Raw genomic sequence first — 14882 nt, 5'->3', positions numbered from 1 at the left:
AGACAATGACGAGTTTATATATTCATATTCCATTCTGCAACCGGATCTGTACTTACTGTGACTTCAACAAGTTTCTGATCAAGAATCAGCCCGTCGATGCTTATATTGACTGTCTGATCCAGGAACTGGAAGGCATTGACACTTGTACTTTTAACACATTGTTCATCGGCGGCGGTACGCCGACTGCTTTATCTGTCACTCAGCTGGAGCGGCTGTTATCTTATATAGCGGACCGGTTCACAGTGACCGATGAATGGACAATGGAGGCGAATCCGGATGAACTGACAGCCGAGAAAATTGCCGTGATGAAGCAGTACGGGGTCAACCGGCTGAGTCTCGGCGTGCAGACCTTTGATAACAATCTGCTGAAGCTGCTCGGCCGGACGCATGAGGAAAGCGACATAAAAGCGGCTGTCGATGCCGCAAAATCGTTAGGTATCCAGTCGGTCAGCATTGACTTGATGTATCATCTGCCGACCCAGACGCTGGAGCAGGTGAAGCGTGACCTTGACAAGGCACTGGCGCTTAATATCGACCATATTTCGAGCTATTCGCTTATTCTGGAGCCGAAGACGCAGTTTTATAACCAGTACCGTAAAGGGATGCTGCAGCTGCCGGATGACACGCTTGCGGCTGAGATGTATGACTATACAATCCAGCGGCTCGCACAGTCTGATTTCAGTCAGTATGAGCTCTCTAATTTCGCTAAGCCGGGTCACGAGTCCCGCCATAACAAAGTATACTGGCAGAACAGTGAATACTACGGCGCCGGTGCCGGCAGTCACGGTTACATTAACGGCGCACGCTACTTCAATATCGCACCGGTCCCGCATTACATCAAGGCCATGCAGACGACAGGCAGTGCCGTTAAAGAGACGCACCAGGTGACAGTGGAAGAGTCGATGGAAGAATTCATGTTTTTAGGGCTGCGGCTGAACAGCGGTGTCTCAAAAGCCGTGTTCGCTGCGCGGTATAATATAACGCTTGATGACGTTTTCAAGGATGTGCTTGAAGATTTAGTGGCAGATGGTCTCCTCACTGAGGACAACAATTATATAGCGCTGACACCGGCCGGTCGGATGATCGGTAACAATGTCTTTGAGAAGTTCCTGCTTTCAGTGTAAAGCAGGGATTTTTTACGTTAGAAAAAATTTTTTGATAGGATGAATGCAAAAGATTGACATACTTTGACCAATTTGATAAATTAATATTAGCACTTGAGGTTAGTGAGTGCTAACGAGGTGGAATATGCTCACGAATAGACAACAATCACTGCTTAACACTATTGTTGAAGATTTTGTTGAAAGTGGGATGCCTGTTGGATCGAAGGCCCTGATGGCGAACCATCAGCTGACGATCAGCCCGGCGACAATCCGCGCTGAAATGAAGCGGCTGGAAGCACAGGGTTTTATTGAGAAGACCCACACGTCTTCCGGAAGAAGACCATCTGTCGAAGGTTATAAGCACTACATCAGAAGTCTGCAGCAGGAACTGCATTCAGATGCGGTGATTATTCATGCGAATAATCACCGGCAGCTGGCTGAACACATGGCGGAAGAGACGCAGTATGTCTCCGTCCTCACTGGTTATCACCGTAATGCAGGTCTCTCTGATATTCATCTGACAGCATTTCACAACCATCTGCTGTTAATTGTGGTCTATCAGAATGGTGACATTGATCACCAGCAGATCATATGGCAGAAGCAGCTGACGCAGGAACAGCTGACACTGCTGAATCGTTATCTTTATGAACGGCTGGATGAGCTGAACAATCTCCAGCTGGAAGACGATTTTCAGCCTGTGGACGTGCCTGTTGAACAGCAGCTCCTAAAAACCATCATTTCCTGGATCATCAGGCGGATGACGACCCGTGATCCTGTCAAGTACATCGCAGGCAGAAAGTTTATCTTTGACTCTCTACCGTCGAATGATATCGATGCGATCAAGCATACATTGACTTTTATTGATTCATCTGCGCTGATCAAGAAGCTAAATAGTATGAATGATAATTTAGTTAATGTTAAGATAGGACAGGAAATCGATGATACTCTGCAGAATGTTTCTTTAATCACGGCACCGGTCGTATCAGAAGGCTTTCTTGGCCGGCTGGCAGTCATCGGTCCCGTGCAGATGAGCTACCGCAGAGTATTCGAAGAATTAAAAGCGCTTTAGGGCGAAGGAGGAACTTACTGTGACTGAGGAACAAAAAGAGCAGTCTTTAGAAACTGCAGAAGAACAGCAGAAAGCAGAAGAGCAGAATGTCAGTCAGGCACCTGTCGATGAAGAACCGATTGATGTGGATGAAGACAACTTTGAGCAAAAAGTAGCTGAGCTTGAGCAGGCCGCTGAAGCAAGTGAAGAAAAGTATCTGCGCCTCTATGCTGAATTTGAAAACTATAAAAAAAGAACACGTGCTGAGCTGGACACCGAACGCACATACCGCTCTCAGAGCGTACTGCGTGACATCATTCCTGCTCTTGACAACATTGAACGTGCATTAAGCCAGAAAGGCGAAGATCCGGCCTTCCAAAGTCTTTACAAAGGGCTTCAGATGATTCACGAAAATCTGGTGAGCGCGCTGAAAGACCATGGTCTGGAAGAAATTGAAGCGGAGAACCAGCCGTTTGACCCGAATCTTCACCAGGCAGTGATGCAGGATAAAGATGACAGCAAAGATTCCGGTGTCGTACTGGAAGAACTGCAAAAAGGCTATAAATTAAAAGAGCGCGTGCTTCGACCATCGATGGTCAAAGTCAACGAATAGACGCATTTTTAATCAAGTAATCAATCAAAACAATTATTATGGAGGAATTTAATCATGAGTAAAGTAATTGGTATTGACTTAGGAACAACGAACTCTTGCGTATCTGTATTAGAAGGCGGCGAACCAAAAGTCATCGCGAACCCTGAAGGTAACAGAACGACACCATCAGTTGTGGCATTCAAAAATGGTGAAACTCAAGTCGGTGAAGTCGCAAAACGTCAGGCGATCACTAACCCTAACACAATCATCTCAATCAAACGTCACATGGGTACTGACTATAAAGTAGATGTTGAAGGTAAAGAATATTCACCGCAGGAAATCTCAGCGATGATTCTGCAGAACTTAAAAGCGACAGCAGAAGCATATCTCGGTGAGAAAGTGACGAAAGCAGTTATCACGGTTCCTGCCTACTTCAACGATGCAGAACGTCAGGCGACAAAAGATGCCGGTAAAATCGCAGGTCTTGAAGTAGAACGTATTATTAACGAGCCGACTGCTGCAGCACTGGCATATGGTCTTGATAAAACAGATAAAGAACAAAAAGTACTTGTCTTCGACTTAGGCGGCGGTACATTTGACGTATCTATCCTTGAACTTGGTGACGGTGTCTTTGAAGTGTTGTCTACTTCAGGTGACAATCGTCTTGGCGGGGATGATTTTGACAATGTCATCATCAGTTTCCTTGTTGAAGAATTCAAGAAAGAAAACGGCTTAGATTTATCTAAAGATAAAATGGCGATGCAGCGTCTGAAAGATGCAGCTGAAAAAGCGAAAAAAGATTTATCAGGTGTTTCTTCAACTCAAATCTCATTACCATTCATCTCTGCAGGAGAAGCGGGTCCATTACACTTGGAAGTGACATTATCACGTGCGAAGTTTGAAGACTTATCTCGTGCGCTTGTAGAACGCACAATGGGACCGACACGTCAAGCGATGAAAGATGCCGGTCTGTCTAATGCGGATATCGACGAAGTCATCCTTGTCGGTGGTTCAACGCGTATTCCTGCCGTACAGGAAGCTATCAAAAAAGAATTAGGCAAAGAGCCGAATAAAGGCGTTAACCCTGATGAAGTTGTTGCGATGGGTGCAGCGATTCAAGGCGGCGTGATCACAGGTGACGTTAAAGACGTTGTATTACTTGATGTAACACCATTATCACTTGGTATTGAAACAATGGGTGGTGTGTCTACAGTCTTAATCGAACGTAACACAACAATCCCGACTTCAAAATCACAAGTATTCTCTACAGCAGCTGACAATCAGCCGGCAGTAGACATCCATGTCCTGCAGGGTGAACGTCAAATGGCGGCAGACAACAAAACGCTCGGTCGTTTCCAGTTGACTGATATTCCGCCGGCACCACGCGGCGTGCCACAAATCGAAGTGACATTTGATATCGACAAAAATGGTATCGTCAACGTTACAGCGAAAGACTTAGGCACTCAAAAAGAACAGAAGATCACTATCCAGTCTACATCAGCGTTATCAGATGAAGAGATCGAACGCATGGTGAAAGATGCAGAAGCGAATGCAGAAGCGGATAAAAAACGCCGTGAAGAAGTAGACCTTCGCAACGAAGCAGATCAATTAGTGTTCACTGTAGAAAAAACATTGAAAGACTTAGAAGACAAAGTGGATGCGTCTGAAAAAGAAAAAGCTGAAAATGCCAAAGAAGAACTTAAAAAAGCATTGGAAGGCAATGACCTTGAAGACATTAGAACTAAGAAAGATGCATTGAATGAAATCGTTCAGGCATTATCAATGAAATTATATGAACAGATGGCACAGCAGCAGGCTGAAGGCGAAGCACCACAGGATGATGTAGTGGATGCGGATTTCACTGAAGTGAAAGACGACGATAAAAAATAATAGCTGAAGTCTTTAAAAGTCAAAGTCAATTTATTGGCTTTGGCTTTTTCTTCAGTTTCCTATATGATAGATGAGATAAATGATAAAGGAGCAATCTGACGTGGCAAAACGAGACTATTATGAAGTCCTTGGTGTATCTAAAGGCGCTTCTAAAGATGAGATTAAAAAAGCATACCGTAAGTTATCCAAACAGTATCACCCGGATATTAACAAAGAAGCAGGTGCAGATGAGAAGTTCAAGGAGATTTCTGAAGCTTATGAAGTGCTGAGTGATGACAACAAGAAAGCGCAGTATGATCAGTTCGGACATGCCGGTATGGGTCAGGGTGCCGGCTTCAGCGGCGGAGATTTCGGCGGTTTCGGCGGCTTTGAAGATATTTTCAGTTCTTTCTTCGGCGGCGGCGGTGCGAGACGGAACCCGAATGCACCACAGAAAGGTAATGATCTGCAGTATCAGATGACGATTAATTTTGAAGAGGCCATCTTCGGTGCAGAGCGTGAGATCACCGTGAAAAAAGAAGTGGCCTGTGACGTCTGTGAAGGGACAGGGGCAGAACCCGGCACTTCAGTCACGACGTGTCCAACATGCCACGGCCGCGGTCAGGTCGGCGTTGAACAGAACACACCGTTCGGCAGAATCCGTACAGAGCGTCCTTGTCCTGACTGTCAGGGCACAGGTAAGAAGATTGAAGAGCCCTGCCATGAATGTCACGGCGACGGTACGATCCTGAAAAATGTGACGATCAATGTGACGATTCCAGCAGGCGTTGACAACGGCCAGCAGATCAGAGTAGCGGGTCACGGAGAACCGGGCATTAACGGCGGTCCGGCAGGTGACTTATACGTCGTCTTCCGCGTGAACAGCCACGACTTGTTTGAACGTGACGGTGATGATATCTTCCATACGCTTGACTTGACGTTCGCTCAGGCTGCGCTCGGTGATGAGATCGAAATACCGACATTATACGGTAAAGTAAGGCTGACGATTCCTGCCGGGACACAGACAGGCAGACGCTTCAGACTACGGGATAAAGGTGTCGAAAATGTCCACGGCTACGGCAAAGGCGACCAGTTTGTGACAGTCAATGTGAAGACGCCGACAAATATGACAGAACGGCAGGTTGAACTGCTGAGAGAGTTTGCTGAGATTGACGGAGAAGAGATTGACGAGCAGCACGATAATTTCTTTGATAAGACACGTCGATTCTTCAGAGGTGAATAAGATGGATTATAAAGAAGTGACAATACTGACCAATCATGAAGTGGAACCGTTCATCGCGGACATCTTGGATGAACTTGGTGCCAATGGCGTCGTGATTGAAGACAGCGCGGAAGTATCAAAAGGTAGAGTCGATAGTTACGGTGAAATATATGATCTTAACCCGGCTGACTATCCTGAGACGGGAATACGCATTAGGTGTTACTTCAGCGCGTTTGATTATAAGGAATCACTGCTTGAAGATATTAAGCAGGCTGTACTGCAGCTGCATGATATTCCTGTCACAGACTTCGCTGTTTCAGCGGCGGATATAAAGGACGATGACTGGGAGAATGAATGGAAGAGGCATTTCCATGCCTTTCGCGCTTCAGAGACGTTCACCGTTGTACCGAGCTGGGAGACTTACGATGCAGCACCGGATGAGACGGTCATTACGCTTGACCCCGGCATGGCGTTCGGTACAGGTGATCATGCGACGACGTCTATGTGCCTCAAACTGATCGAGAAGTATGTGAAACCCGGCCGGTCAGTTATTGACGTCGGCACAGGGTCCGGCATATTAAGTATTGCAGCGCACAAGCTCGGCGCATCGCCGATCCGTGCAGTCGACCTTGACAAAGTGGCAGTGCGGGTAGCGGAAGAGAATTTTGAGATCAATGGCTGTGCGGCACACATTGCAGTTGATACAGGGAACCTGCTTGCCGGAGAGACTGAGAAGCGTGATGTGATATTAGCGAATATTCTTGCGCACATCGTTGACCTCATGATTGATGACAGCTACAAGCTGCTGAACGAGAACGGCATCTTCATCACTTCCGGTATCATCACAGAGAAGGAAGACATGATTGTCACGCACCTCGAGAAAGCAGGCTACCGCATCCTTGAGATATCCCGTGACAGCGGCTGGATTGCGGTTGCGGCTGTTAAAGAGGTGGCATAATGCAGCGGTATTTCTTAGCGGAGGACGCTGGACTGAACGAGCGTTTTACTATTCAGTCAGCTGATGATGTCCATCATATAAAGAACGTCATGCGCAGCAGTGCCGGCGATCAGATCATTGTCAACTTCCGTAACGGGGTCTATGTCTGCCGCTTGACGGCCGTTGACAGCAGCGTTGAAGTCGAGGCGACTGAAGCACTGGACATTACGACTGAGCTGCCGGTTGATGTCACGATAGCAAGCGGTCTGCTGAAAAATGATAAGTACGAGTGGATGATTCAGAAGGCGACGGAGCTCGGAGCAGCCCATTTTATTCCGTTTGTCTCCGAACGGACGATTATTAAAGTCGACCAGAAGAAGATGGAGAAGCGCCTGGAACGTTTCAATAAGATTGTCAAGGAAGCGGCAGAACAGAGCTACCGCCGGCATGTTCCGACGGTGACATTCCAGCCGGGCAGTAAAGCACTTGCTGAATTGACAGTAGATTATGATCAAGTGCTTGTTGCCTACGAAGAAGAAGCGAAGGCAGGCGAGACGAAGAAGTTTCATGCAGCACTGAAGTCGATGGCGCCGGGTACGCGCGTGCTTATTATTTTCGGTCCGGAAGGCGGCTTATCAGCGGCTGAACTGGAAATTTTCGGCGGCCGGACGATCGGGCTCGGGCCGAGAATTTTAAGAGCAGAGACGGCACCACTGTATGCCTTAAGTGCGGTCAGTTATTTTTTCGAACTGATGGTATAATCATTCCTGCCAGGAAAACTCATTGAATATTTTATGCAAAAGTGTTATTTTTAAATAATGCATATGAAGAATCAATGAAGATTTAATGAGGTGAGAAAATGTCAACAGTTGCTTTTCATACATTAGGATGTAAAGTAAACCATTATGAGACTGAAGCGATCTGGCAGTTGTTCAAGGACGACGGTTATGAACGGGTCGACTTTGAACAGAACGCGGATGTGTATGTGATCAATACATGTACGGTGACGAACACTGGAGATAAAAAAAGCCGGCAGGTCATCCGGCGTGCAATCAGACGCAATCCTGAGGCAGTCATCTGTGTGACGGGCTGTTACGCGCAGACATCTTCTGCTGAAATCATGGATATTCCAGGCGTTGATGTCGTCGTCGGAACACAGGACAGAAACAAGCTGCTGCCTTACATCGAAGAATATAAAACTGTCCGTCAGCCGATCAATGGTGTCACGAACATCATGAAAAACCGGACTTATGAAGAACTCGATGTGCCGTATTTTACGGACCGTACACGTGCCTCACTGAAGATCCAGGAAGGGTGCAACAACTTCTGTACGTTCTGCATCATCCCGTGGGCACGGGGATTGATGCGTTCGCGTGACCCTAAGGAAGTCGTCAGACAGGCGGCGCAGTTAGTGGAAGCAGGCTACCAGGAGATTGTCCTGACCGGTATTCATACGGGCGGCTACGGCGAAGACTTAAAAGATTACAACTTGGCACAGCTGCTGCGCGACCTTGAGACCATTCACGGGCTGAAACGTATCCGCATCTCGTCCATTGAGGCGAGTCAGCTGACAGATGAAGTGATCGATGTAATTGACCAGAGCAATAAAGTCGTGCGCCATCTGCATATTCCGCTGCAGTCCGGCAGTGATACCGTCTTGAAACGCATGCGCCGTAAATACACGATGGCGCATTTCTCTGAACGTCTGCAGAAGCTCCATGCGATCATGCCGGGGCTTGCAGTGACGAGTGATGTCATCGTCGGCTTCCCGGGTGAGACAGCAGAAGAATTCATGGAGACCTATGACTTCATTGAAGCCCATAAATTCTCAGAGCTTCATGTCTTCCCGTACTCTATGCGGACGGGCACGCCTGCTGCCCGCATGACCGATCAGATTGATGAAGCGGTTAAAAATGAGCGTGTGCACCGGCTCATCAGCCTGTCAGACCAGCTGGCAAAAGAATATGCGAGTCAGTTTGATGGTGAAGTGCTGGAAGTTATTCCTGAGGAAAAAGGCTCAGAGGACGGCGTCTTAATCGGCTATACTGATAATTACTTGAAAGTACAGTTTGCAGGCAGCGAGCAGCTGATCGGTGAAATCGTCAAAGTGAAGATCACAGAGGCAGGCTATCCGCTCAACTACGGACAATTTGTCAAAGTCATGCCGAAAGAACAGCAGAAAGGTGCTGTGGCGCTGATAGCTGGTAAATAAATTCACTATTGACCGCTTACTGCAGTTATATTATAATACTTGAGTACATAGAGATATCTATGATTCATTAATGTTCCGTTGATATTTGGAGGGAGGGAAATATAATGTCTAAAACAGTCGTTCGTAAAAACGAATCTATCGAAGATGCACTGCGTCGCTTCAAACGTACGGTTTCTAAGAGCGGTACGATCCAAGAAGTTCGTAAACGTGAATTCTACGAAAAACCAAGTGTTAAACGTAAAAAGAAATCAGAAGCAGCACGTAAACGTAAATTCAAATAATATTTGAACTCCCTCAAATATTATGAATAGATCTATCTCATTCGTCGTGAGGACAATCTTTGAATAACGAAACTTGCAATCAATCGATTGCAGTTGCACCCCGGCAGCTGACTATTACAGTCAGCTGCCGGGGTGTTTTGCTATGCCGGTTTTCATGCTCAATCCTTAAAGTTTTCTTAATTTTTCATCAAATGTTATTACAGCTGTGGAAGTTAATGTATAATGACAGTAAGGAGGTGGCAAAATTGGCATGGACTTTATATGATGGCACTTTGTTCATATTGATGCTCATCATGTTCACAGCAGCTGTCTGGCAGCTTTATGACAGGCTCTACTGGTCAGGCGTGCTGGCAGTTCTTGCAGCACTTGGTTTTATTATAGTGACGGCGCTTAACGGAGACCTTGAAATGCTGTCCATTATTTTGTTTCTGACAGGCATCATTCTTGTCATTATGGAGCTCTTTGTCGTAGGACTCGTGCTCGGTATTGCTGGTCTTATCATGATCGCATCAAGTTTTCTATTGATCGGTGCGGATATCGGGAAAATGTCAGTGTTTGTTGCCTCGTGTATGATTATTGCGTTAATAGAATGGGTGATTATCGTGAAGTTTTTAAGTAGAAAAGTGCCCCTGTTCAGTAAAGTCATCTTAACAGATGCTACTTCAAAGGAAGCGGGCTATACGTCCCATGATGACAGAAGTCATCTGACAGGTCAGCTCGCTGTCACCGCTACAGCGCTCAGACCATCCGGGATTATCGCTCTTGGGCAGGAGCGGATTGATGCAGTCAGTGAAGGTGCTTTTATCGGACAGCACAAAGAAGTACGTATCATTTATGTTGAAGGAACGCGTGTCGTTGTACGAGAAATTATTTAAGGAGTGGTCAAGCACATGGAACTGATTATTTTAGGGATTATTATTGTTGTTGTTTTATTTCTGCTAATGCTGCTGTTCACCTTTGTTCCTGTAGGACTATGGATATCAGCACTAGCAGCAGGCGTCAAAGTCGGGATCGGCACACTGGTCGGTATGCGTCTGCGCCGTGTATCACCGCGACGTGTCATTGATCCGTTGATTAAAGCGCATAAAGCAGGCCTTCATTTAACGACGAACCAGCTGGAATCGCATTATCTGGCAGGCGGTAATGTCGACCGCGTCGTGGATGCGATTATCGCAGCACAGCGGGCGGACATCAATCTGCCGTTTGAACGTGGGGCGGCGATTGACCTTGCTGGACGTGACGTGCTGGAAGCAGTGCAGATGTCGGTCAATCCGAAAGTCATTGAAACACCATTTATCGCCGGTGTCGCAATGAACGGTATTGAAGTGAAAGCAAAGGCAAGAATTACGGTGCGTGCTAACATTGAGCGTCTTGTCGGTGGTGCGGGTGAAGAAACAATCGTTGCCCGTGTCGGTGAAGGGATTGTCTCGACGATTGGTTCAAGCCGGTCACATACTTCCGTCCTTGAGAATCCGGATATGATCTCACAGACCGTTCTTGGCAAAGGTCTTGACTCAGGGACGGCCTTTGAAATTCTGTCGATTGATATCGCGGATGTAGATATCGGCAAGAACATCGGGGCAGATCTCCAGACAGAGCAGGCGATGGCAGATAAAAACATTGCACAGGCGAAAGCGGAAGAACGCCGTGCGATGGCCGTCGCCCAGGAGCAGGAAATGAAAGCCCGCGTCCAGGAAATGAGAGCGAAAGTCGTCGAATCAGAAGCCGAAGTACCGCTTGCGATGGCGAGAGCGCTGCAGGAAGGCAACATTGGTGTGATGGACTACTATAACTTGAAGAATATCGAATCAGATACAGGCATGAGAAATGCCATCAATAAAATGACGGATACAAACGACAATACACCGCCACAAAGAAAGTAAGGTGCTGTAAATGGAAACAGGCGTTATTTTATTTATCATCGGGATTATCTTCTCGGTCTTTCAGTCAATGAGCGAGAAGAAGCACAAGACGAAAGAAAAACCGGTAAGCACACCTCAGATCAGGACGCTGGATGACTTCAAAAGAAACGTGATTGAACGCACCCATCCAGTGGTGGAATCATCACAGCCGGTCATTCAGGCACAGGCAGAAAAACGTCCCCGCCCTGATAAGAGCAAGGAAGCCCGGATGCAGGCCATCATGGCGGATACACATCTGTCTGAAAAACAGAAGGCACAGCGGATCAGCAGTATTACTGAAGGTGATCTGACTGTCAGTTCGGAGCCGCTGCTTGATTTTTCAAAACATCATCTTGTGCAGGGCATCGTGTTGTCAGAAGTGCTGGCACCACCTAAAAGCAGAAGATAACAGTAAAGCCGGACCCAGTGACTATGGGCCCCGGCTTTTTTGTTGGATTCAAGGCAAATGTCCGCGGATTCCTGCTGACATTTGGTAAAATAGAGATAACTATTAATCGGAAAATTAATATGGATTTTTGACACAGAACGCATTAATCGTCGCTGAAGCTGTAACTGCTAGATGAAACTATTCAGCCACTATGTTAAATTTAACTTAAACTGATAATAAGGAGTTTTTGAATGCCACAGACAATCACAATAGAGAATGTTAATGAAGCACAGGCAATCCTCGGTAATGGTGATGAACACATCACTTATCTGGAAGAAGCTTTCAATGTAGAGATACATACACGGGGCGGGCAGGTGACTGTCTCGGGAGACGACAAAGATGTCGATAAAGCAGAGGCTGTCCTTCTTAACTTACTAAAGGTAGTTCAAAAAGGGATGAACATATCCTTGAAAGACGTTCAGTCAGCGGCCCAGATGGCTGATAAAGGAACCATCCACTATTTAAGTGATCTTTATGATGAAGAAATCACAAAAGATGCTTACGGTAAGTCCATCCGGGCGAAGACGATGGGGCAGCGGCTCTATATTCACGAAATGAAGAAGAGTGACCTTGTCTTCGGTATCGGGCCGGCAGGAACCGGCAAGACGTTTCTCGCGGTTGTCATGGCAGCTAAAGCTTTGCGTGCCGGTCAGGTGAAACGGATCGTGCTGACGCGTCCTGCGGTTGAAGCCGGGGAATCGCTCGGGTTTCTGCCCGGTGACTTAAAGGAGAAAGTCGATCCTTATTTACGGCCGCTCTATGACGGGCTGCATCATGTGCTCGGCGCAGAGCATACCGCACGGCTGATTGAGCGCGGCGTCATTGAAGTGGCACCGCTTGCCTATATGCGGGGCAGAACGCTTGAGGATGCGTTCGTCATTCTCGACGAGGCGCAGAATACAACGCATGCACAGATGAAGATGTTTTTGACCCGTCTTGGATTCGGTTCAAAGATGGTCATCACCGGTGATAAGACGCAGATTGACCTGCCGAAAGGTGTTAAAAGCGGCCTTGTGGAAGCGGAGCGTCGTCTGTATGATGTCCCGGGCATCGGCATGCAGACGTTCGAGTCGTCAGATGTCGTCCGTCACCCGCTGGTGAGTAAAATAATCAGAGCCTATTCGGAGGAAGAATAATGCTGACAGTAGAATTTATTGATGATGAGAATTATTTGGCTGCTGCTTATTTGCCGAAGATTGAAGAACTGCTTCAATTTGCAGCAGCTGAAGAAGGAATAGCAGAAGAAGCGGAAGTCGCTGTATCGTTTGTTTCCAGTGAAGAGATCCAGTCGATCAACGCAGAGTACAGAAATAAGGACAGCGTGACAGATGTCATCAGCTTTGCCATGGAAGAAGGAGAAGACGACTTTGAAGATCCGTCAATGATCCGTGTGCTCGGTGACATCATCATCTGTGTGGAACGGGCGAAGGAGCAGGCTGACGATTACGGTCACTCCTTTGAACGTGAAGTCGGGTTTCTGGCGCTTCACGGTCTGCTGCATTTACTAGGCTATGATCATATGACGGAAGCTGACGAAAAACAGATGTTCGGACGTCAGGATGAACTGCTGACAGCTTTCGGTCTGACGAGAGGATAGCTGATGAAGCGCTTCGTCTATCCACTGCAGGGATTCATGACTTTATTGAAGAAAGACAGAAATTTCGTGCTTCACCTGCTGACGGCCGTCCTTGTCATCATCGCAGGCAGCTGTTTCGATCTGACAAAAGTGGAATGGCTGTTCATCACAATCGCCATTTTTTCGGTGTTATTTATGGAAGTGATTAATACATCGGTTGAGTACGTCGTGGATCTCGTGACTGACGATTACCATGAGCTCGCAAAACATGCTAAAGACACAGCGAGCTTTGCTGTTGTACTGGCAAGCATGATGAGTGCTATTATCGGCTGCGTGATATTTATTCCACGCATCTTCGCATTATTAAACTAAAGGAGTAAAAGAGATGGAATTTAAACAAGAATGGCTTGAGGAAGTGCTGACTGCAAGAAGCAGGGCATATACACCGTTCTCCCATTTTAAAGTGGGGGCATACCTTGTCACAAAAGACGGCCGGGCTTTTTACGGCTGCAATGTCGAAAACGCGGCGTACGGCCCGACCATCTGTGCTGAACGTACAGCACTTGTCTCTGCGATCGCACAGGGGTACCGTCCAGGAGATTTCAAAATGATCGTTGTGGCGACAGGAGCTGACAAACCATCATCACCATGCGGCGTATGCCGGCAAGTCATGAAAGAGCTGTGCGACGATGACATGCCGGTATTGATGACGAATACAGCCGGTGATGTCATTGAAAGCACAGTGGCCGAACTTCTACCAAATGGATTTTCAGGAAAGGACTTAACGAATGACTAATGAGTTTAAATCAGGATTTGTAGCTATTATCGGCCGGCCGAATGTCGGCAAATCAACCTTTATGAACCGCGTCCTCGGTCAGAAAGTGGCGATCATGTCTGACAAGGCACAGACGACGCGTAACAAAGTGCAGGGCGTGCTGACGACAGACGACGCCCAGATTATTTTCATCGATACACCGGGCATCCATAAGCCGAAGCACGTGCTCGGCGACTATATGATGAAAGTCGCGAAGAACACACTGCGTGAAGTCGATGCGATTTTGTTCATGATCAATGTCGAAGAAAGCATCGGCCGCGGAGATGAATATATCGTCGAGATGCTGAAAAATACAAAGACACCGGTCTTTTTAGTGCTGAATAAGATTGACCTTGTCCATCCGGATCAGCTGATCACAGAAATCGAGAAATATAAAGACCTGCTGCCGTTTGCTGAAATTGTCCCGATCTCAGCGCTGCAGGGTAACAATGTCGACCGTCTTGTCGAAGTCATCAGCGGCTATCTGCCGGAAGGCCCGATGTATTATCCGAAGGACCAGATTTCTGACCATCCGGAACACTTCATAGTAGCGGAACTTATCCGTGAAAAAGTGCTTCACCTGACAAGCCAGGAGATTCCTCATGCCATCGGTGTCAACGTCGAGAAGATGCTGCGTGAATCAGAAGACCGCGTGCACGTTGAAGCGACGATATATGTCGAACGCGATTCCCAGAAAGGGATTGTTATCGGCAAGCAGGGCAAGATGCTGAAAGAAGTCGGTAAGCGTGCCCGTCAGGATATCGAAATGCTGCTCGGCTCCAAAGTCTATCTTGAACTGTGGGTGAAAGTGCAGAAGGACTGGCGCAATAAGCCGAACTTCATCAGACAGATCGGCTACCGGGAAGATGAGTATTAAGC

17 protein-coding genes are annotated in these 14882 nt (G+C 47.2%); all 17 read left to right on the top strand.

Annotation, left to right across the window (positions count from 1 at the left end; translation table 11 throughout):
- The first annotated feature begins 5 nt into the window (after nucleotides 1-5).
- The 17 genes from hemW (at nucleotide 6) to era (ending at nucleotide 14880) form a co-directional block, all read left to right on the top strand.
- Nucleotides 6-1124: a radical SAM family heme chaperone HemW gene (gene hemW, locus KFV11_RS06805; protein ID WP_149458527.1), complete on the top strand. Its 1119-nt coding sequence runs from the start codon at nucleotides 6-8 to the stop codon at nucleotides 1122-1124.
- A 124-nt stretch (nucleotides 1125-1248) separates the two neighbouring features.
- Complete coding sequence (gene hrcA / locus KFV11_RS06800; RefSeq protein WP_254249542.1) at nucleotides 1249-2172, top strand: heat-inducible transcriptional repressor HrcA; 924 nt, start codon at nucleotides 1249-1251, stop codon at nucleotides 2170-2172.
- 19 nt (nucleotides 2173-2191) lie between these two features.
- On the top strand, nucleotides 2192-2764 hold the full coding sequence (grpE, locus tag KFV11_RS06795; RefSeq protein WP_149458529.1) for a nucleotide exchange factor GrpE: 573 nt from the start codon (nucleotides 2192-2194) through the stop codon (nucleotides 2762-2764).
- Nucleotides 2765-2818: 54 nt separating this feature from the next.
- Nucleotides 2819-4633 carry a molecular chaperone DnaK gene (dnaK, locus tag KFV11_RS06790; RefSeq protein WP_254249541.1) on the top strand — a complete coding sequence of 605 codons (1815 nt, stop codon included), beginning with the start codon at nucleotides 2819-2821 and terminating at the stop codon, nucleotides 4631-4633.
- A gap of 100 nt (nucleotides 4634-4733) precedes the next feature.
- Complete coding sequence (dnaJ, locus tag KFV11_RS06785; protein ID WP_254249540.1) at nucleotides 4734-5855, top strand: molecular chaperone DnaJ; 1122 nt, start codon at nucleotides 4734-4736, stop codon at nucleotides 5853-5855.
- A 1-nt stretch (nucleotide 5856) separates the two neighbouring features.
- Nucleotides 5857-6792 carry a 50S ribosomal protein L11 methyltransferase gene (gene prmA / locus KFV11_RS06780; protein ID WP_254249539.1) on the top strand — a complete coding sequence of 312 codons (936 nt, stop codon included), beginning with the start codon at nucleotides 5857-5859 and terminating at the stop codon, nucleotides 6790-6792.
- Entirely contained in the window at nucleotides 6792-7532 is a 741-nt protein-coding gene (locus KFV11_RS06775; protein WP_149458533.1) for a 16S rRNA (uracil(1498)-N(3))-methyltransferase, read from the top strand. The genes prmA and KFV11_RS06775 overlap by 1 nt, the downstream gene beginning before the upstream one ends.
- Before the next feature lie 98 nt (nucleotides 7533-7630).
- The gene (gene mtaB, locus KFV11_RS06770; RefSeq protein WP_149458534.1) at nucleotides 7631-8983 is read left to right on the top strand and encodes a tRNA (N(6)-L-threonylcarbamoyladenosine(37)-C(2))-methylthiotransferase MtaB; all 1353 of its coding nucleotides are present in this window, start codon (nucleotides 7631-7633) and stop codon (nucleotides 8981-8983) included.
- Between the two features lie 104 nt (nucleotides 8984-9087).
- Nucleotides 9088-9264 (top strand): 30S ribosomal protein S21, encoded by a 177-nt coding sequence (gene rpsU / locus KFV11_RS06765; protein WP_016998564.1) that lies wholly within the window; start codon nucleotides 9088-9090, stop codon nucleotides 9262-9264.
- A gap of 245 nt (nucleotides 9265-9509) precedes the next feature.
- Nucleotides 9510-10139, top strand: coding sequence for an NfeD family protein (locus KFV11_RS06760; protein WP_246143108.1), 630 nt, complete (start codon nucleotides 9510-9512; stop codon nucleotides 10137-10139).
- Between the two features lie 21 nt (nucleotides 10140-10160).
- Entirely contained in the window at nucleotides 10161-11147 is a 987-nt protein-coding gene (gene floA, locus KFV11_RS06755) for a flotillin-like protein FloA (RefSeq protein WP_149458844.1), read from the top strand.
- Between the two features lie 10 nt (nucleotides 11148-11157).
- Nucleotides 11158-11574, top strand: coding sequence for a YqfB family membrane protein (locus KFV11_RS06750; protein ID WP_149458535.1), 417 nt, complete (start codon nucleotides 11158-11160; stop codon nucleotides 11572-11574).
- Nucleotides 11575-11804: 230 nt separating this feature from the next.
- Nucleotides 11805-12749, top strand: a complete 945-nt coding sequence (locus KFV11_RS06745) for a PhoH family protein (protein ID WP_149458536.1) — start codon at nucleotides 11805-11807, stop codon at nucleotides 12747-12749.
- Entirely contained in the window at nucleotides 12749-13210 is a 462-nt protein-coding gene (gene ybeY, locus KFV11_RS06740) for an rRNA maturation RNase YbeY (RefSeq protein WP_149458537.1), read from the top strand. The genes KFV11_RS06745 and ybeY overlap by 1 nt, the downstream gene beginning before the upstream one ends.
- Nucleotides 13211-13213: 3 nt before the next feature.
- On the top strand, nucleotides 13214-13561 hold the full coding sequence (locus KFV11_RS06735; RefSeq protein WP_254249538.1) for a diacylglycerol kinase family protein: 348 nt from the start codon (nucleotides 13214-13216) through the stop codon (nucleotides 13559-13561).
- 13 nt (nucleotides 13562-13574) lie between these two features.
- Nucleotides 13575-13985 carry a cytidine deaminase gene (cdd, locus tag KFV11_RS06730; RefSeq protein WP_149458539.1) on the top strand — a complete coding sequence of 137 codons (411 nt, stop codon included), beginning with the start codon at nucleotides 13575-13577 and terminating at the stop codon, nucleotides 13983-13985.
- The gene (gene era, locus KFV11_RS06725; protein ID WP_149458540.1) at nucleotides 13978-14880 is read left to right on the top strand and encodes a GTPase Era; all 903 of its coding nucleotides are present in this window, start codon (nucleotides 13978-13980) and stop codon (nucleotides 14878-14880) included. Before cdd ends, era begins: the two co-directional genes overlap by 8 nt.
- Nucleotides 14881-14882 lie beyond the last annotated feature (2 nt).

The sequence above is a fragment of the Macrococcus equipercicus genome (assembly GCF_024205945.1).
Lineage (GTDB): Bacteria > Bacillota > Bacilli > Staphylococcales > Staphylococcaceae > Macrococcus > Macrococcus equipercicus.
Note: the sequence above shows the minus strand (reverse complement) of the source record. Positions and strands in the feature narration are given on the sequence as shown.